This is a genomic window from Microlunatus endophyticus (assembly GCF_014646195.1).
In the GTDB taxonomy this organism is placed as follows: Bacteria; Actinomycetota; Actinomycetes; order Propionibacteriales; family Propionibacteriaceae; genus Microlunatus; species Microlunatus endophyticus.
In genome coordinates this window covers 387,119-406,317 of sequence record NZ_BMMZ01000003.1, presented here as the reverse complement: position 1 = coordinate 406,317, position 19,199 = coordinate 387,119, and the positions used below count along the sequence as shown (strand labels likewise).

General features: G+C 62.7%; 15 protein-coding genes. 11 read left to right on the top strand and 4 right to left on the bottom strand.

Going from position 1 to position 19,199, the window contains the following annotated elements; all coding sequences use genetic code 11:
- Nucleotides 1–34: 34 nt before the first annotated feature.
- The 4 genes from IEY07_RS08735 to IEY07_RS08720 form a co-directional block, all read right to left on the bottom strand.
- Nucleotides 35–1,117, bottom strand: a complete 1,083-nt coding sequence (locus tag IEY07_RS08735) for a glycosyltransferase family 4 protein (RefSeq protein ID WP_229669868.1) — start codon at nt 1,115–1,117, stop codon at nt 35–37.
- Between the two features lie 74 nt (nt 1,118–1,191).
- On the bottom strand, nt 1,192–2,100 hold the full coding sequence (locus IEY07_RS08730; protein ID WP_188894791.1) for a hypothetical protein: 909 nt from the start codon (nt 2,098–2,100) through the stop codon (nt 1,192–1,194).
- A 39-nt stretch (nt 2,101–2,139) separates the two neighbouring features.
- Nucleotides 2,140–3,285 (bottom strand): Gfo/Idh/MocA family protein, encoded by a 1,146-nt coding sequence (locus IEY07_RS08725; protein ID WP_188894790.1) that lies wholly within the window; start codon nt 3,283–3,285, stop codon nt 2,140–2,142.
- Nucleotides 3,282–4,460 carry a DUF1972 domain-containing protein gene (locus IEY07_RS08720; RefSeq protein ID WP_188894789.1) on the bottom strand — a complete coding sequence of 393 codons (1,179 nt, stop codon included), beginning with the start codon at nt 4,458–4,460 and terminating at the stop codon, nt 3,282–3,284. The genes IEY07_RS08725 and IEY07_RS08720 overlap by 4 nt, the downstream gene beginning before the upstream one ends.
- A 258-nt stretch (nt 4,461–4,718) precedes the next feature.
- Between IEY07_RS08720 and IEY07_RS08715 the strand changes: the two genes are divergently transcribed.
- The 11 genes from IEY07_RS08715 to IEY07_RS08665 all read left to right on the top strand — a co-directional run bounded on the left by IEY07_RS08715 (nt 4,719) and on the right by IEY07_RS08665 (nt 19,181).
- Nucleotides 4,719–5,099 carry a hypothetical protein gene (locus IEY07_RS08715; protein WP_188894788.1) on the top strand — a complete coding sequence of 127 codons (381 nt, stop codon included), beginning with the start codon at nt 4,719–4,721 and terminating at the stop codon, nt 5,097–5,099.
- A complete protein-coding gene (locus IEY07_RS08710; RefSeq protein WP_188894787.1) occupies nt 5,099–5,872 on the top strand; it encodes a CDP-alcohol phosphatidyltransferase family protein in 774 nt (257 codons plus the stop codon). Before IEY07_RS08715 ends, IEY07_RS08710 begins: the two co-directional genes overlap by 1 nt.
- Nucleotides 5,869–6,291 (top strand): FAD synthase family protein, encoded by a 423-nt coding sequence (locus IEY07_RS08705; RefSeq protein WP_229669866.1) that lies wholly within the window; start codon nt 5,869–5,871, stop codon nt 6,289–6,291. Before IEY07_RS08710 ends, IEY07_RS08705 begins: the two co-directional genes overlap by 4 nt.
- A gap of 11 nt (nt 6,292–6,302) precedes the next feature.
- Nucleotides 6,303–7,289 (top strand): glycosyltransferase family 2 protein, encoded by a 987-nt coding sequence (locus IEY07_RS08700; RefSeq protein WP_188894786.1) that lies wholly within the window; start codon nt 6,303–6,305, stop codon nt 7,287–7,289.
- A 1-nt stretch (nt 7,290) separates the two neighbouring features.
- Complete coding sequence (locus tag IEY07_RS08695; protein ID WP_188894785.1) at nt 7,291–8,283, top strand: DUF6492 family protein; 993 nt, start codon at nt 7,291–7,293, stop codon at nt 8,281–8,283.
- A 339-nt stretch (nt 8,284–8,622) separates the two neighbouring features.
- Nucleotides 8,623–13,278, top strand: a complete 4,656-nt coding sequence (locus IEY07_RS08690) for a PKD domain-containing protein (protein ID WP_229669865.1) — start codon at nt 8,623–8,625, stop codon at nt 13,276–13,278.
- An 88-nt stretch (nt 13,279–13,366) separates the two neighbouring features.
- Nucleotides 13,367–13,963, top strand: a complete 597-nt coding sequence (locus tag IEY07_RS08685) for a DUF3712 domain-containing protein (protein ID WP_229669864.1) — start codon at nt 13,367–13,369, stop codon at nt 13,961–13,963.
- Nucleotides 13,960–15,054: a polysaccharide pyruvyl transferase family protein gene (locus IEY07_RS08680; RefSeq protein WP_373288818.1), complete on the top strand. Its 1,095-nt coding sequence runs from the start codon at nt 13,960–13,962 to the stop codon at nt 15,052–15,054. The genes IEY07_RS08685 and IEY07_RS08680 overlap by 4 nt, the downstream gene beginning before the upstream one ends.
- A complete protein-coding gene (locus tag IEY07_RS08675) occupies nt 15,051–16,550 on the top strand; it encodes a lipopolysaccharide biosynthesis protein (RefSeq protein WP_188894781.1) in 1,500 nt (499 codons plus the stop codon). The genes IEY07_RS08680 and IEY07_RS08675 overlap by 4 nt, the downstream gene beginning before the upstream one ends.
- Nucleotides 16,547–17,857: a Coenzyme F420 hydrogenase/dehydrogenase, beta subunit C-terminal domain gene (locus tag IEY07_RS08670; RefSeq protein WP_188894780.1), complete on the top strand. Its 1,311-nt coding sequence runs from the start codon at nt 16,547–16,549 to the stop codon at nt 17,855–17,857. Before IEY07_RS08675 ends, IEY07_RS08670 begins: the two co-directional genes overlap by 4 nt.
- On the top strand, nt 17,820–19,181 hold the full coding sequence (locus IEY07_RS08665; RefSeq protein ID WP_188894779.1) for a hypothetical protein: 1,362 nt from the start codon (nt 17,820–17,822) through the stop codon (nt 19,179–19,181). Before IEY07_RS08670 ends, IEY07_RS08665 begins: the two co-directional genes overlap by 38 nt.
- Nucleotides 19,182–19,199 lie beyond the last annotated feature (18 nt).

Here is a 19,199-nt window from a genome sequence, read left to right as displayed (position 1 = left end):
TTAAGGCCACCATAGACGGGTCTATGGGCTTTTGTCACGCCCGCATAACGGAGGAGACAGTCTGGTAAATTTCTTTCCCATATCGCGCCGGTGAATAACGTGACTTTGCTACCTCAGAGTCAGCGATTGCGGCGGCGCGGATTCGGCGCCAATCCCCGGTGACCGTCCGCACTGCGTCGGCGATCTCCTGTGCGTTGTCAGGCTCGACGCGTATGCAAGCAGACAGCTCAGAACTGGCCTCCAGCAGCCCACTGGTCGCGCTCACGATCAACGGCCGAGCCGCCAGCGCGGCTTCTACGGCGGTGTTGCCGAACGGCTCGTCGACGGTGGATGGGACCAGAACGATGTCCGCCTCTGCTGCGAACGGCGACACCTCGTGTTGGAAACCATGGAAGGCAACGCGATCGGTGAGCCCGGCTGCGGTTACCTGCTGTCGGAGTTGGTCCTCGTACCATTCGTAGCCCGGAAATACCGCGCCGACCAGGTCGAGCCGCGCGTCGACGCCGCGGTCGATGATCATCCGGAGCGCCTCGACTGCGACGTGGGGCCCCTTCCGCGGTGAGAGCCGCCCGACGAACAGCAGTCGCAAGGAGCCCTCGATACGCTCGCGAGGTGGCTGCACGGAATCCGGGCCCGGCACGGCGTTGTAGACGATGACCGCCTTCTTGCCCAACCAAGGCAGGGAGTCGACCAGGACGTCCCGGCTGAATCTGCTGTTGACGATCAACTTGTCCGCCAGGAGCAGCGGAAGGTTCACAGCGACTCGCAACAGACGAGAGACACTCGCCTCACCTTCGTGGACATGGCACACGACTGGAATGCCGACCATCCGGGCAAGTGGAAACCAAAGCGGAGCTGTGATCGTGTTGACGAGTACGAGGCTGGGACGAATCTCTCGGAGGACGCTCAGTCCCGGGCTGATCGCCCTCGCGGTCTCGAGGGCCAATCGGAGAAGCCCTGCTGGCTTCAGCGCCGACTTGCGGATGATCGGAGTGCGCACGACGAAGACAGCGGCGCCGCGGGCGCTGATCTTCTGGACCAGTGGGCCATCGTTGGGAACTGTGACCACGACGCGCTCTCCCGATTCGATGAGCGCTGTGATGGTCTCAAGAAGCATCCGGTCTGAGCCGTAGAGGTCAGCGCCTGGATTCGAAAGAAGGATGGGTCGACGTGATCCGTCGGCCAGCTGACTCATACGTTACGCCGAAGCTCAGTAGACCCTGACCGGTGCGTCGCCTCGGTGTCCCACAGGCTATCTACCAGCGAAACGATCTGCTGGATGTGGCTCGCGCTCGAGGCGCCGAAGACGATCGATTCGATGTTGGGTTGGGCACAGACCCATTCGAGCGCCTCGGCTGGCGGAATGGCGCCCGATGCCAGTACGGACATCGCAACTGCTCTGAAGGGCCTGGCTTCCAGTGCTGCCTGGTATGCCGCGATCCCCCCAGACATCCGGAATCCGATCTTGTTGATGTTCGCGCAGACCAGTGGATTCTCGACGCCTGCGCGATCGAGATGATCGAGCAGCAGCGGGAGGTTCATGGTGATGAAGCCTGGCTCGGCCTTGTACTTCTCGCGCACATGGTCGGAGAAGATCCGCAGTGCGTCATCAAACCCTAGCCCTACGAGCAGATCAGTTACGACGTTCTGCAGCCAGATCACTGGCGTTCGCAATCCGTCAAACATCTTCATCTCGGCGTCGATCAGCAACGTCGCGATCCCCTCGATGTCCTTCTTCGCGAGAGACGATGTGCTCCGGAGCGCGGCGTCCACGAAACCTGAGGACGGGAGGAACCGGCGTAGCGCATCCACAAGACCTCGCTCCGTGACAGCGTCCGCATACTTGTGTGCGTAGGGCATGCAGGGGAAGAAATCGAGATCAGGAAAGCGACCCGGATTTTCCCTAGCCTCGTCGCAGACCTCGGCGACGCGTTCATGCGTCGTGCACATGAACGTACGCACTCCTGCTGCATAGGCGATGTCAAGCACCCTCATGATCGCCGCGGTGTCTTGGAACTGCATCTGCTGCGCGCGCGCCTTCTCCTCCGACATGTGATTCACGCCGAAGAACTGGTTGTCGCCGAACAAGAGTCGGTCCATTTTGTTCATCCCTCCCCGAACAAGTAGCTCGGTCGTTCGTCAACGACGGGCGAGTCGCCTGACAACCCGCCGAATCGCGGGTACTCGTCGAGGTTGGGTGTGGCTATGCCGGACGGCCACGTCCCCGTCCGTATCGCCGCCGTACCGGGTTTGTGCGCCACGCTGCGCGTCGTCGATCATGGTCTGAATCGTTTGATCCGTTATGACAGCGTCATCGAATGAGTTCACGCCCTCGACCTCGCCGTTGCTGCAGCGGTCCACGAATCGCTCGAGCTCGGCGCTGTACTCCTCGCCACGTAAGTAGAAGTCGACGGGTGCAGTCAACTCCGTCGTGTATTTCACATTCCAGCCCTGTCGGTACTGCTCAGTCCCGCTGGTCAGCAACGGCGACCCGTCTCGCAGGTAGACCTGACATTCCTGACGATCAGCGAAGATTCGACCGCGAGTGCCCCAGAGCGTCACGCGAGTCGTCATCTTGCGGACTGAGTCGTCCGACCAGCTGACGGAGACCTGGGCCGTCGTCCCGCTCTCGAAGAATAGTGTCGACGACACCTCATCATCGATCTCTCCGGAGAAGACCTTCGTGAGAGCGGTGCCGCCCGCTCCGCTGGGCGCGCCCAGGTACCAGTTCACGAGATTGATCGGATGTGCGGCGTAGTCGTAGAGGCTTCCGCCGCCCTCCGATCGTTTGCTCCTCCACGTCCCGCCTGATGGACGCAGAACGACGGGGCCGTAGGCTTCGGCGAGGACTCGCGTAATGTCGCCGATGGCGCCGGCGTCGACGAGGCGCTTCACTTCCGCGAAGGATCCGACGAATCGATTGTGATATCCGACCTGAGTCACGAGGCCTCTCCTGCGTGCTTCGGCCGCCAGATCGGAGCCTTCGCGTGCGTCGAGGCAAAATGGCTTCTCACAAAAGACGTTGATGTTCCGTTCGATTGCGGCTCGCACCATTGAGGCGTGAAATCGTGAAGGCGTCGCCACGACGAGCGCTTGTGGCCCTGCCTCGTCCAACATTTGCTCGAGCTTCGTGTACGTCGGCACACCGGTGTACTTGTTGAGAATTCCTAGCAGATAGCTATTCGAGTCGCAGATCCCAACAAGATCGACGTCCGGGTTGGCACCGAGGATCGCCTGGTGAGACAGCCCCATCTTGCCGAGTCCCACGATTCCAACTCTGATCATGCTCGGCTCCCTGCCGTTCGTGCCTCGTCGACGGTCTCGGATGAGAACCCGCCGTGTTTGATCAGGAGTCGCTCGTACTCCGCGCCGATGATCTCCCAAGTGAAGAGATCGGCATGCCGGGATCGACTGTTCCTGCTGAGTCTCATCTGAAGCTCCGGCGACGCGAGCAACTCGTCGACCATGCGGTCGATGTCGTCCTCGTCCTCGAAGTACATGCCTGCGTCACCTGCGACCCAGCGGTTGTACGCGTTGCTCCGCGCGATCACTGGATTTGCGGCGGCCATCGCTTCGACGAGTGACGGGTTGGTTCCGCCAACCGTGTGCCCGTGGAGATAGCCGAGCGAGTGGAACCGAAGTGCCTGTGTGATGGTCGGATCGAAAATGGCGCCAGGAAATACGATCTCGGCGCCAGCCGCATCGAGAACTGCACGATGGTATGGATCGTGATCGCCGTCATAGTTTCCGAGAATGACCAGCTTGACCCCTCGCGGCCTCCGGGAGTACGCCCGGACGATCTCTAGGATCGAATTCTCCTGGACCGGTCTGCAGATCAACGTGAAGTAGTTGCCAGGCACGAGCCCTAGCTGTTCGACGGGCTCAATCGGTGCCTTATGAACTGCGTCGGCGCCGTAGGGAATCATCGTGATCTTGCTGGTAGGTGTTGTCTCTGCGAGGTAGGTCTCGATCTCGGGATGATCTGCGATGACCTCATGCGCGATGACGCGCGCCAATCGCTCGTTCGCGCGCAGAAATGCTCGTTGACCCCGACTCCAGCGTTCGCGGCGCCACTCGATTCCATCCATGTTGATGACCAAGGGTGACCGGCGGATGCGCTGTAGGACATTGATGATCGCGGTGTTGTAGCCGAAGACGATGCAGCTGTCGCTTGACCGCGCCGCGTGCAGGGCGCTCGCCCAATCGAACTTGGCTGCGGCGAGTGCACCGGAGCCGCGAACGGGGATCGTGATCCGGTCGAAGCCTTCCCATGTGTCGACCTTGACGCCTCCGGACCCTTCGGTCTGGCAATACACGACGACGCGCCAGCCCATCTTGATCAAGTAGCGTCCGACGTTCTCGGCGGCGGTCTCGAACCCGCCGTAGCTGGCCGGCACGCCGCGAGTCCCGAGTAGCCGGACAGTTCGCGGGCGCGCATGTTGTTTGTCAAACAGTGGCATTGTCCTGAATCCCCCGAATCAGCACTTCCATGCAGCGAGACGCAACTCCGGGCCGCCGCCAGGTAAATACGGAGAAACTTTACTGATGTGGACCAATTTTCGCAGGCGTTCGTGTGAAGTGCTCTCAATCATCGTAGGTGTGATCTAAGTCACATCCTGTTGGCGCGGTCCGCTCTGGAGCGGACGGCAGATACGATCTGCTGAAGCGGTGTCGACTGGGGCGACACCCTGGGGGAACCATCTCGGGGGAGATGTCAGATGATCTGTGGTTACTTGGCGTGCACTTTTGACCTGCTGAACGTAGGCGATCTGGACGTGATTGCGCAGGCACGTGACCTGTGCGACGTGTTGACCGTCGGGGTTTACTCTGACGAACTCGTACTGCTCGGAAGCGGCTTGCCGCCTGTGGTCCCGCTCGCTGAGCGGACTGCATTGCTCCGACACGTGCGAGGGGTTGATGTCGTTGTCGTACATGACGAACATGCCAGCGATGCGGCGGCGGACCGGGTCTTCACCGTCGCCGGCGACCCGGTTGGACGGGTTCGCCTTGACGCGATCAAGCTTGTGCCGCGACGGGAGACGGCAAGTCGCGAGCTTCGCGAGGCACTGGCACCCAATCTTCAGCGCGGGGTTGCGTAATGGGATCTCTCGTCGTCCCTTCGGCGAGCGTCGGCGAGGCACTGCGCCGACTCGGTGGTGCCCAGAAGAGCTCGAAGGGTGCACCGCTTTACTCGCTCTATGTGAATCGACCGCTGGGCCGGGTCTTCGCCGCTGTTGCGTTCCGTCTCAAGATGACTCCGAACCAGGTCACCGCTGTCAGCGCGGTCTGCACCGGTATCGGCATCTTGCTGATTGCTCTGGCACCGGTGACAGGGTGGATCGGCCTCCCGATCATGGTCGCACTCTGCCTGGGGTACGCGCTCGACTCTGCGGACGGCCAGTTGGCGCGACTGCGGGGCGGCGGCAGCACCACCGGTGAGTGGCTGGATCATGTCATCGACTCGGCCAAGACGTCGGCGCTCCACCTGGCCGTGCTGATCGCATTCTTCCGGCACGAGCACGTCTCAGACTGGCGCTTGCTGGTCCCGATCGTGTTCGCGGTTGTGGCAGCGGTGCACTTCTTTGGCATGATCCTCAACGAGCAGCTGGCGAAGGTCAAGAGGCTGCAAGCCGGCCTTGGTTCGGCATTGCCGCCACGGACGTCGCCGCGCTGGATGTCGGTGGCCAAACTGCCGACCGATTATGGACTGCTCTGCTTTGCGTTCGTTGTCTTCGGACTGCCGGCCGTATTCCAGGTCATTTACGCGCTGCTGGCGCTGGCCAACCTCGGCTACCTGCTCTTGATCCTGCCGAAGTGGTACCGCGAGATGGGCGGTCTCGACCGGCTAGCACCCGAAGGAGTGAACCAGTGACTGTCGAAGGTGAGCGCGGTTACGTCCCGGGAGCCTGGGACATGTTCCACATCGGTCATCTCAACATCCTGCTCCGCGCCCGTGAACTCTGCGATCGCCTGATCGTCGGCGTCGTGACCGACGAGGAGCTGGTCCGTGCCAAAGGACGACCGCCGATCGTTCCGCTGGAAGAGCGGATCGACGTGGTCGCCAGTCTCGATATCGTTGACGAGGTGGTCGTCGACTACTCGACCAACAAGCTGGACGCCTGGCAGCGCGTCGGCTTCGACGTCTTGTTCAAGGGCGACGACTGGCGCGGCACTGCCAAGGGTGATCGGCTCGAGGTGGAGATGGCCACTGCGGGCGTTCGGGTCTGCTACTTCCCGTACACGGCGCACACATCGAGCACCAAGCTGCGCGCCATGCTCAGCAATCGGTGACCTTTGCCGTGATGACTGAACCGCCGGGTTCGGCGCCGGATCCGGCACGCATGAGCATTGCCGTGCCGACCTATCGGCGACCGGTCGAGCTGGCCAATCTGCTGCGGTTGGTTCTGAGCCAATTGGGCGATCTGCCGACCGATGACGTCCGGATCCTGGTGATTGACAACGATCCGGACCAAAGCGGACGACCCGTCGTGGCTGCGATCGGCTCAGCAGCGGTGAGCTACCTGCAGGAGCGTCGGCCGGGGGTGGCGGCCGTCCGCAATCGGGCGCTGCGCGAGGCGTGGTCGGACGACGTCCTGATCTTCATCGACGATGATCAACTTCCGGACGACGGATGGCTGCGTGGTCTGGTCTCCGCGTGGCGCTTCTCGGGCGAGGCAGTCGCCGGCCCGGTCGTCTCCGAGGTGCCGCAAGACGCCGACGGCTGGATCCGTAACGGGGGCTTCTTTGATCGGAGCTACCGAAACTCCCTGGTGACGGGGGACGAGATCGACGAGGTCGCCACGACCAATCTGCTTCTCGACATGAGAGCGATCCGGTCGCGTGGCTTGCTGTTCGACGAGCGCTTCGGTCTGTCGGGCGGTGAGGATTCGCTTTTCACTCGCACGCTCACGCGATCCGGCGCACGCATCATCTGGGCCGCCGAAGCCCGGGTCCTCGAACGGGTTCCCGCCAACCGGCTCAGTCGCTCTTGGGTCAGCCGCCGGGCGATCAGCAGTGGCAACGGCGTCGCCCGCGTGCGACTGGCGTTGGAGCCGTCGGCCAATGGGCGGCTTCGGACGCGTATGAGCCTGATGACTGCGGGATTGGCCCGTTGCGGCGGAGGCGCCATCGGTGCCGTCGGGGGCATGCTGCGCCGATCCGACGCCACTCGTGGACGCTCGACCAGGACTATGCTCCGGGGCGTCGGGATGTTTCTGGGGTCGTTGGGCATCACCTACTTGGAGTACGCGCGCGAGGGTCGGCGGTGGCAGTTCGGATCGGGTAGCTGAGATGACCGAATTGCCCGCCGGGACCCCTCGGGGCGCTGACCAACCGATCAGCGCTGTCACCGTCGTATTCGAAGCGGAGCTGGACCTGCTCAAACTGCAGGCGCGCTCGCTCGCGCGGTTTGCTGGTCCGGAGGTCATCAGTCAGATCATCGTCATCGACAACACCCGAAGCGGCATCCGACCACCTGTCCGGCGCAAGATTCTCCACGAGTATGGCATTCACCGCCCGAAGGTGGTGTTTCTACGTCCCACGGAGATCGGAGTCGTTCCGCCCGCCTCCGGGTGGATCACGCAGCAGGTCCTCAAGCTCCTCGTGTACTCGAAGGTCGCTGCTGACCATTACGTGGTACTTGACGCCAAGAACCACCTGATCCGCCAGGTGGACATTCGAGACTTCATCGCAGCCGACGGTCGAGCACACGGCGGGTTCCACTCCTACGTCGGGCATCCGTTGCGATCGCGACTGGAGGATGTGCTGCACTATCTCGGACTCGAACCGCAAGAGTTTGTTGACCGGTTCCCGCCAACGCACACGCCGTTCGTCCTCCAGACGCGTCTGGTAGGCGCGATGGTCGAGGACATTTCGAGCACCTCCGGCCAGGAATTTGCATCCGCGTTTGTCGCGTCCGGAGCACTTGAGTTCTTTCTGTACTCAGGATGGATCCGCAAGACGTACGGCACTTGGGACGCCGTGTTCGATGGTGAGCCGGTCAGAAGCGCCAACATTTGGCCCGGCAACCCCTCGGCCGAGTCGGTCAAGGCCGTCATCGCCGAAGCCTCGCGGCTGGATACGCCCTTCTTCGCGGCGCATCGCACCGCGCTGGCCAAGTCGAGTCCTTTCGCGGCAACACAGCTGGCTCGCTTCTGGTGTGAGCGGGAGCTCTTCGGCGGACTCGCTTCAGGTATCAGGTACCTCGGCACCTTCAAGCTCCGCTACGTGGCGGCGATGTCTCTGCGGAAGCTGCGGACCCGGCCGGCACGCGGCCTCAGCTGACCGGTCTTGTAGCCGATCCTGAGGACAGAACAAGGTTTTGAGGAATTCCAGCGAGAGCTTGCGCAAGCTGTTAACTTTGATCGAACGTTGCGTTTTGGGGGATCGCAATGGTTCGTGATCTGACTTGGGTGTCCACCTGTCCAGATCAGCTGGGGTCTTCGGTCGAGCAGTTCCCCCAAAAGTGATCACACATAGTCGGGGGGACTTGTGATGGCCAGAGTGGCACGTACGCGGCTAGCTGCCGTCGTGGCAGCGGTTGCGACCGCCGTGGGATTCGTAGGAGTGTGGATGGCGGCGCCCACCGCATCCGCAGACACAACCCTACCCAGCCCACCGCCGATGCAAGACAGCTCCTCTTCGAACGTATCGGCCGATGCACTGCCGACCGTTCAGCTGGACGACGGCGTCGCCTGGGCGCAGGTGATGATCGGGAACACCGTCTATGTCGGCGGCAACTTCTCCAACACCCGGCCGGCGGGCGCAGCCAAAGGCACCAACCTCACAGCCCGTCACAATGTTCTCGCCTACGACATCACGACAGGCAACCTGATTTCTGGGTTTGCCCCCGATGTCAACGGTCAGGTCCGCACGATCACCAAATCACCCGACGGCTCCAGGATCTATATCGGCGGAGACTTCACCAGCGTCAATGGAACGACCGTCTACAAGGTAGCCGCCCTGAACCCGACAACCGGAGCGTTGATCAGCAGCTTCATCCCTGTCATCGGCGGCACCTCGGTCAACTCGATCGCCGCGACCAACTCGACCGTCTACATCGGCGGACTGTTCACAGCGGCCGGGGGATCTGCGCGATCCAATCTGGCCGCCTACAGCGCGGCTGGCGCTTTGCTGAACTGGACGCCGAACGCAGACGGTGAGGTTGACGCGATGGTGGTGACGCCGGATAGCTCCCGCGTCATCATCGGAGGACGATTCGCCAACGTCAATGGTGCTTCCCACCGCGGCTTAGCCGCCTTGGACTCGGCAGACGGCACCACCCAGGCGTGGGCGGCCGGTGACGTGATCAAGAATGGTCTTACAAGCGGGTCCAACGCGGGCAAGGCGGGAATCTACTCGTTGAGTACGGACGGCACGTCAATCTTCGGCACTGGTTGGGTGTTTGCAGACGTCAATACGGGCAATCTTGAAGGCGCGTTCTCCGCCTCCCCGGACAGTGGGCAGCTGAACTGGATCGAAGCCTGCCACGGTGACACTTACGATGCATACTCCACCGGGTCCGTCGTCTATACGGTCAGCCACGCGCACTACTGCGCCAACGTCGGTGGCTATCCCCAGACTGACGCAAACTGGAGTATAAATCAGCGCCACGCGCTCGCCTTCACTACCAAGGTAACGGGCACACTGGGCCATGACGCGTACGCCGGCAGCACCTACTACGACTGGTACGGCCAGAACGCACCTTCCATGATCAACTGGTTCCCGGACTTCTACACCGGCACCTTCACGGGTCAGGGCCAGGCAGCGTGGACCGTTACAGGTAATGGTGACTACATCTCGCTCGGCGGCGAGTTCCCCGGCGTCAACGGTGGAGCCGCATACGGCTTAACGCGGTTTGCGCTGCGAAGCCACACCACACCCAAGCAAGGGCCTCGGCTCAACGCTGGTAGCAGTACGCCGTGGACGCCCAGTGTCAACACCAACACGCCGGGTCTGGCCCGTGTGACGATCCCCGCCAACTGGGACCGGGACAACATGTCGTTGACCTACAAGCTGATCCGTGACGGCGACACAGCACATCCCGTTGCGACCAAGACGGTGATCTCGACCTTCTGGAACACCCCGACGGTGGGCTTCAACGACACGACCGCAACTCCTGGAAGCCACACTTATCAGGTGAGTGCCACCGATCCGGATGGCAACGTCTCCAAGAGCGTGATCGTGAGCGGCAGCGTCGTTGCCGGCACGCCGAGCGCGTATGTCACAGATGTCCTCAACAGCAACCCAACGATCTACTGGCGCCTTGGCGACCCGTCCGGTAGCGCGACCGCTGCGGACTCGTCCGGCTCCAACAACGGCACTGTCAACAGCGGCGTGAGCCTGGGGCAGACCGGAGCGATCTCGGGCGATAGCGACACCGCTGGACGGTTCGACGGTTCGAACTCCGGCTACGTCGCAGCCTCGAACCCGGTCACCGGTCCTAGCACCTTCACGATCTCGTCGTGGTTCAAGACCACCACCACCAACGGTGGCAAGATCATGGGCTTCGGCGACAAGAACTCCGGCAACTCCAGCAACTACGACCGGCACGTCTACATGGACAACGCCGGTCACGTGATCTTCGGCGTCTATCCCGGATCCAGCCAGACCATCCAGTCAGCCAACACCTACAACGACGGAAGTTGGCATCAAGTCGCGGCCTCGCTCGGCAGCAACGGGATGGTGCTCTACATCGACGGCAAGATCGTCGCACAGCGCTCTGACGTGACCGGTGCCCAGAGCTACAACGGCTACTGGCGGGTCGGCGGCGACAGCAGCTGGACCGCGGCCAACTACTTCAACGGAAGCATCGACGAGTTCGCAGAATGGGACACAGTCGTCGATCCGACGACCATCAAGAGCCTGTACCGCGCGGGCACCGGGAGCTCCGGCAACCAGGCGCCGACCGCGGTGTTCGCGGCACCGACAGTGCACTCGCTCGCAGTCGGTGTCGATGGCACGGGTTCCAGCGACTCTGACGGCACCATCGCGAGCTATGCGTGGAACTGGGGCGACGGTACGACCGCCGGCACCGGCGCGACGAACCATCACGTGTACGCAAGTGCGGGCACGTACACCGTCACCCTGACTGTCACCGACGACGAAGGCGCCACTGGGACAGCGACCCAGAGCGTGACGGTCGCGGCACCGCAGACCAGCAGCGCCTACGCCAAGTCGGTCCTCGGTAGTGGCGCGAGCCTCTACTGGCGGCTGGGCGACGCTGCCGGATCGTCAAGTGCTCAGGACAGCGCGGGAAGTGACAACGGCACGGTCAACCCCGGTGTCACTCTCGGCCAGCCCGGGGCGATCGCCGACGATTCCGACACCTCCGCCTCCTTCAGTGGCGACGGTTCCGGACTCGTCGCGGCGACGACACCGGTGCAAGGCACTGATCGGTTCTCCGTAGCGGCCTGGTTCAAGACCACCTCCACCAGCGGCGGCAAGATCATCGGCTTCGGGGATCAGCAGACCGGCAACTCCAACAGCTACGACCGTCATGTCTACATGGACAACAGCGGTCACGTGATCTTCGGTGTCTACCCGGGCTCGACCCAGACTGTGCAGTCCGCCGGGACGTACAACGACGGCAATTGGCACATGGTAGTAGCCACCCTGAGTCCGTCGGGCATGACGCTGGACCTCGACGGCCAGCTGGTCGCCAGCAACGCTGCCGTGACGAGTGCCCAGGCTTACACCGGCGTGTGGCGAGTGGGCGGCGACAACATCAACGGTTGGCCGTCCCAGCCCAGCAGCAGCTACTTCGCCGGGTCGATCGACGAGGCATCGGTCTGGGACTGGGCGATCGACCAGTCGACGATCGCGTCTCTCTACACCACCGGGTCGCAGGGTCTGCCGAACGTCGCGCCCACAGCGGCATTCAGCAGCACGAAGGACGACCTCAAGATCTCGGTCGATGGGTCCGATTCCACCGATTCGGATGGCACGATCGCCAGCTACGACTGGGACTGGGGCGACAACACGGCCGATGGCTCAGGCAAGACAGCTGACCACACCTACGCCAGCGGTGGGACGTACACCGTCAAGCTGACCGTGACCGACAACGACGGCGCCACCGATACCGTCTCGCACTCGGTGACGGTGACGGCACCCAACCAGGCGCCGACAGCGGCATTCACGCCGTCGACGACCGGCTTGAAGGTCTCGGTCGATGGGTCCGACTCCGCGGACTCGGATGGCACGATCGCCAGCTACGACTGGGACTGGGGCGACAACACGGCCGACGGCTCAGGCAAGACGGCGACCCACACTTATGACACTGCCGGTACTTACACCGTCAAGCTCACGGTGACTGACGACGACGGTGCCACCGATTCGGTGAGCCACAGTGTGACGGTTCAGGCGCCGGTGAATCAGGCTCCGACTGCGGCGTTTACGTCGTCGGTGTCGGATTTGGGTGTGTCGGTTGATGGGTCGGGTTCGTCTGATCCGGATGGTTCGGTTGCTAGTTATGCCTGGAGTTGGGGTGACAGCACCAGTGATGGGTCGGGGAAGACGGCGTCTCATACGTATGCGTCTGCTGGCACGTACACGGTGAAGTTGACGGTGACTGATGATGGTGGTGCGACGGATTCGGTGTCGCATTCGGTGACGGTGTCGGCGCCGGCGGCGGGTTCGGTTGTTGCGAAGGATTCGTTTGGTCGGACGAGTGCGTCGGGTTGGGGTTCTGCTGATGTTGGTGGGGCTTGGACTCTGACGGGTTCGGCGAGTCAGTTCACGGTTGCCGGTGGCAAGGGAACGATCTCGTTGACGAAGGCGGGGTCGGGTCCGGGTGCGCAGTTGAAGAGTGTGTCGGCTCAGGATGTTGATATGTCGACGGATGTGTCGTTGGACAAGGTTCCCAATGGGGGCGGTTTGTCGTTCTATATCGCGGCGCGAAATACCTCGGCTGGTTCGGTCAAGGCTGTTTTGGCTTACAAGAGCACTGGTGCGGTGGTGCTGCAGTTGGTGCGGACGGTCAACGGTGCGGATACGGTCTTGGGCCAGTCGACGGTTTCGGGTGTGACGGCGACCGACACGGTGCGGGTGCGGTTGAGTGCGGTTGGGTCGGGGCCGACGGTGTTGTCGGCGAAGGCATGGGTGGCGTCGGCGACTGAGCCTTCGGCGTGGATGGTGACGGCCAATGACAGCAATTCTGCGACCCAGGGGGCTGGCAGTGTTGTGGTCGGAACGTACTTGTCGGGAAGTGCGACGAACTTCCCGGTCAACGTCAGCATCGACAGCCTCACCGCCACCGATGCCTCAGGCAGCGGCGCTTAAGTCGGATCGAGGAATCATGAATCAGAAAACATGGCTCAGCGGATGGTCAGGCACAATGTGGGTCCGCAGAGGAGGCTTGGCCGCAGCCGTGGCAGTTCTCGCACTTGGGGCAGTCTCCTGCGCGCAGAGTGTGCAGCCAACCGGACCGTCCGGCGGGCAGACGGTGAATTCGACGCCGAGCAGCAAACCCAGCGGCAAATCAAGTTCGGCCGGCCCGACTCCTGTCGAGAAGTCGTCATCGAAGGTGCACCCGCACGGAAGCACCAAGCAACACGCCAAAACCCACAAGATCAGCTATCGCAAGCACGTTCCGCTGACGGGTTCGGCTAAGTTCGAGAACGGTGTCAAGGTCAACGTGACTACTGTCCGCGCAGTTACCGCTAAGCCGGTCGGCCCAGGTGAAGTGGGTGGCCCTGCGCTGGCATTGACTGTCAGGATCAAGAATGGCAGCACGAGCTCGCTCGACCTCTCGACCGTCACCATCAATCTGGACGGATCCAAGGGGTCGCCGGGCATCCTGGCCACAGGCTCGCCGTACGCTCCGCTTGACGGATCTCTTGCTGCCGGAGACTCGGCGAAGGGCACGTACGTGTTCACGATCGCCAAGGCGGATCGCAAGCCGATCACCATCCAGGTGCAGTACGGCAACGGGCAAACAGTCCTGCAGTTCTCAGGCAACGTATGAGGGCCCTTGTCCTGTGGGCTGACGGTGGCTCGTCGAACCTTGGGGTGCGTGCTTTGGGCGCTGGTACCGAGGCACTGTTGCGGCGGCTTGAACCCGACGTCCAGGTGATGCATCAGGGTTACGGCCCCGGCGATGCACCAACGCGGATCGGTGCACCGAAGCCTCAAGTGCGCCGATTGATTCGGGACAGCGACGGGCTGGTCGACTGGGTCCGGACTTTCGACATCGTGATCGACACCCGGGCGGGCGACAGCTTCGCCGATATCTACGGCCTCGGGCGATTGTTAACCATGAACCTCATGCAGGAGATCGTTCGCAAGGCAAAGGTGCCGGTGACCTTTGGACCACAGACGATAGGCCCGTTCACGACCCGCCGCGGACGCTTGCTGGCTCGACGCGCGCTGCATAACGCTGTGAGTGTCATGGCACGCGATCCGGAAAGCGCGGATGCTGCGCGGCGTTTGGGACGGCCGGTCGACGTCCTCGGCACAGACGTCGTATTCGCGATCGACAGAGCTGAGCCAGATACTGAGCGGGACGTCTTGCTGAATGTGTCCGGCTTGCTCTGGCGTCCGAACAGCCACGTCGACCATGCTCACTATCAAAGACTGATCATGAGCCTCAGTGAGCGCCTGGTCAGTGCCGGTCGGCAGCTGACACTGTTGTCCCACGTCATCGATTCACCCGACCCGGACAATGATGTCCCGGCGAATGCCGAGCTCGCGTCGATGCTGGAGGAGCGAGGCCACGGTCGGCCGGAGATCCTCATTCCGGGCTCCCTTGACGAGGCGCGTCGCCACATTGCCTCGGCGAGGATCGTGATCGGATCTCGGATGCACGCTTGCCTTAACGCGCTGTCGCTTGGAGTGCCAGCTGTGCCGCTCAGCTACTCTCGCAAGTTCGAGCCGTTGCTCGGACAGTTGAACTGGCGACAAGGCGTGGACCTGCGCAGTCGCGACGCATCCATGGCTGACCGCATCATCTCGGCGGTTGACGATCCGACCTTGGCAGCGAGTTCGGCGCAGGTGCGAGATCGCGCTCACGGGCTGCTCGAGCCTGTCTACGATCAACTGGAACGCGTGGTCGCGTGAGCACCCAGATGTCCAATACCACCGAAGGCTCAACCTCAGGAGCCCCGGATTCGGGTGACCTCGGGCGGAGGGCCGCTCGAGGCGCGTCCGTCGTCTATCTCGGTCAGGGTGCTCGGCTCCTGTTGCAGGTTGCCTCAACCGCCGTGTTGGCACGTCTGTTGAGCCCCACGGATTATGGCCTGCTCGCTATGGTGATGGCGGTTGTCGGAGTCGGCGAGATCTTCCGCGATTTCGGCTTGTCCACGGCTGCGATCCAGGCCGATTCACTGAATCAAGGGCAGCGCGCGACTTTGTTCTGGCTGAACACCGGTATCGGTGCGGTGTTGACGGGCGTCGCGCTGCTGGGTGCGCCATTGATTGCACGTGGGTTCGGATATCCAGAGCTCGTCGGGATGACACATGCTCTGGCATTCACGTTTCTGCTGAACGGGATGGCGGCGCAGTACCGCGCCCACCTCGTGCGCGATCTTCGATTTACTACGACCACGGTCAGAGACGTCATCAGTCAGGTCCTCGGAGTCGTCGTCGCGATCGGCGCCGCCCTGCTGGGAGCGGGCTACTGGGCGCTCGTGGCGCAGCAACTTGTCCAGGCGGGTGTCGGGTTGTTGATCTTGGTTTCGGCGACCAGATGGTTGCCGTTGCGACCTGGGCCGATCCGGGCGGTGCGCCCCATGATCCACTATGGGTGGAATCTTGCCGCGAGCCAGCTGGTGGCTTACATGAACTCCAATGTGGATACCTTGACCGTGAGTTTTCGCTTCGGCGCAGCGCCGCTGGGCATTTACAGTCGTGGATTCCAGCTTCTGATGCGCCCGTTGGGACAGTTGCGTGGGCCAACAAACAACATCGCGGTTCCTGTTCTTTCCCGGCTGCGTGCGGATCCGAACCGTGCAAACGGCTATGTCGTGAAGGGGCAGGTGATCTTCGGCTACACGCTGGTCCCCGGAATGGCCTTGGTATTCGCTGCTGCGACTCCGATCGTAATGATCTTTTTAGGCCGCCAGTGGGGCCAGACGGGTCCGATCGTCGCGGCATTGGCGTGTGCCGGTGCCTTCGAGACGTTGGCTTATGTCGGTAGCTGGGTCTATCAGGCGCGCGGTCTGACGCCGCAGCTCTTTCGGTATTCCCTGATGAGCCTGGCGATCAAGATCGTTTGTGTCGTCGGCGGCAGCCAGTTCGGTCTTCTCGGAGTGGCTGTCGGTTACGCGATCGCCCCTGGATTGGCCTGGCCGTTGTCGCTGTGGTGGCTGGGCCGTCTGACAGATCTGCCGAAGCGACAGCTATGGCTGGGGGCGGGACGGATCCTGGCCTGTGCGGTGCCGGCCGCGCTTGTCGGGCGACTGATGGTTGACCTCCTGCACACGTCGTCGCTCGTCCAGGCGCTGGCAGCGGCCGCCGCTGTTGGCGTCGTGTATGCGGCAGCGCTGTTGGTGAAGCCGATCCGGCGTGACGTTTCGGAGGTCTTCGCCGTGGCACGGAAGGCACTCGCCCGGTGATCAAGCTGGACATGACCCGCTCCAAAGCCGGGCGCCCCGCGATGGCGGTCAAATCTGACTTTGAGCAGGCCGTCGCCCGTGTCGTCGCAGCGGGCAACTGCTCGGGCTGCGGACTTTGTGCCGCGCTGTCGGACAACGTGGAGATGCGGCTTGATGCTGAGGGCTTCTCCCGGCCAGCATGGGTCGGCGGTGGGAGACCAGATTCTGCCGATGTGCGCCGGCGGTTTCGGCGGAGCTGCCCCGGCGTGACGATCCGTCCCCCTCAGACCCCTGTCGTAAACCGGCATCCCACCCTTGGACTGTACGTATCCGCGTGGTCCGGTTGGGCCTCAGATGATCAGGTTCGACACATCGGCAGCAGTGCAGGTGTGCTGACGGCATTGTCGTCATGGCTTGTCGAGTCAGGACGTGCGACCGAGGTGGTCGGTGCAGCGGCGTCGCGAACACAGCCGTCGCGAACGGTTCCGGTAAAGATCCGGTCCCGGGCCGACGCGCTCGCTGCGTCAGGATCGAGGTACGCACCGGTTGGGGTGGCCGCCGCGTACGACGTCGATTCCGGCCGAACGGATGTGGCGTTCGTGGGCAAACCCTGTGAGGCTTACGCGGTCCGCAGCGCGACTGAGCACAGGCCAGCGGCGGACTCCCCGTTCATCCTGTCCTTCTTCTGCGCGGGTGTTCCGTCCCAACTGGCAACGGATGCGCTCGTGGACAAGCTGGCAGGGGGTGCGGAGGTCGACTCAGTCAGGTATCGAGGCAATGGCTGGCCAGGCATGTTCTCTGTTCGCGACCGGCAGGGCACCGTCGCGGAAGTTGATTACGAGGAGTCATGGGGCGAGCACCTCGGCCCGCACATTCAGCCTCGGTGCAAGATCTGCCCAGATGGAACTGGCGAGCATGCCGATATTGCGGTTGGGGACTTCTGGAATGCCGATTCACGTGGCTATCCCCAGTTCAGCGAATCTACGGGGAATTCGGCGGTCATCGCACGTACCCGCCGTGGCCACGAGGCTTTGATGGCGGCGCAGATGGCCGGAATTGTCGAGCTACATCCGGTTAAGCTCGATGACGTGGCCGCGATCCAACCCCTGCAAACCCGTCGGCGCCGTGTTGTTCTCCCGAGGCTGTTAGGACGGGTCCTTGCAGGAGGCCGTGTGCCGCGCGTGCGTGGCTATCGCTTGTTGAGGACCGAGATCGCTACCGCGCCGTCGTTGCGCCAATTTCTGGGCGAGTTCATCGGTGAGGCCAAGGGAGCCCGCTGGAGAGCCGTCCGTGGCCGCAGACGAGCGGCGCAGGACGATGTCGCTTAACCTCGCCAATCTGCCAATCCTGCTCGTGGCCTTCGGCGCGGCGATCGGGCTGGGCGGTCTGATCTACTCCCGCCCCCGATTGGGCATGGCAGCCTGGCTGGTGGTGATCGCATTCGTCCCGATCTGGATGGGGGTGACGATCAAGCTCTACTTCATGCCGGTGACCCTGGTTGGAATCGTCGCACTGTTGGCGGTGCTCCCGCGACTGCTCGGAGACGACCCCGCCGCGCGCCTCGGCCTTCCTGACTTCATCGTGGCAGCATTGTTCGTGAGCTGCCTGATTCCGATAGTCACGGGTGGCAGCACACGGGCCACCGTGTTCGTTGTACTGACCAACTGGCTTATTCCCTTCATCGTTGGACGGATGTTCCCGCGGCTGGTCGGCGTAGATTGGATCTACCGGGTTGTTGCCGTGATCTTCGCATTGGTTGGAATCGGGCTGCTCATCGAGTTTCTGACCAACTACAACCCGTTCGTCACACTGCTCGCACGAGGCAATCCGCTCTATACAACCTGGGGAACCATCCAGACTCGCGGTGACCAGTCCCGCGCGGAGTGGGCGTTCGGGCACTCGATCGCTGCCGGGAGCAGCGTCGCGCTGGCGATGCCGCTGACCATTGCCGCAAGACTGCCGACCTGGCTGCGCATGCTGATGGTTCTGATCATGGGCGCAGGCGTCGTCGTGACGCTCAGCCGAGTCTCGATGATCGGGGCTGTTCTCGGCGTTCTGATGATGGCCGTGTTGATGCGCGATCTCGCCCCGAAGATCAGAGCCGCTGTGATCGTCGGGGTTTGCGCCTTGGTGGCGGCACTTGGGCCATTCGTTTCGTCGACGCTGGCGGATGCCGGCTCAGAGGCCGCGAACAGTGCTAGCTACCGGGGGTGGTTGGTGGCTTTGGTCCCACACATCGCCCCACTAGGCTTCTCGCCTGTCGGCGTGCGTGGTACCGACGGCACGCTCTACTTCGGAAACTTCCAGTCAATTGACAGCGAGCTCATCTACCTCGGACTCCTCTACGGCTGGTTCGCGCTCGTGATCGGCCTGGTCGGGCTGCTGGTTACCGTTGGCACAGTCGTCGCACGACGTGCCACTCCAGCCACCATCGCTCTCGCGGCTCAGATCCCGACTTTGGCAACGGTTGCGTTCATCACCCAGTACACGGACTTCTTCTGGTTCGCCGTCGGGCTGGCTGCGTATACCCAGGCTTCCTTGCGTGCTCGTAAGCCGCAGGTGTTGCCGGTTTCGAATGCTCTCCGGCCACAGGAGTCTCTGCAGATTATTAGTCGGCAACCGTCTTACCGGCCATCCGGTCGGGTAAATTAGCGGCTGGCTCGGTCAGCC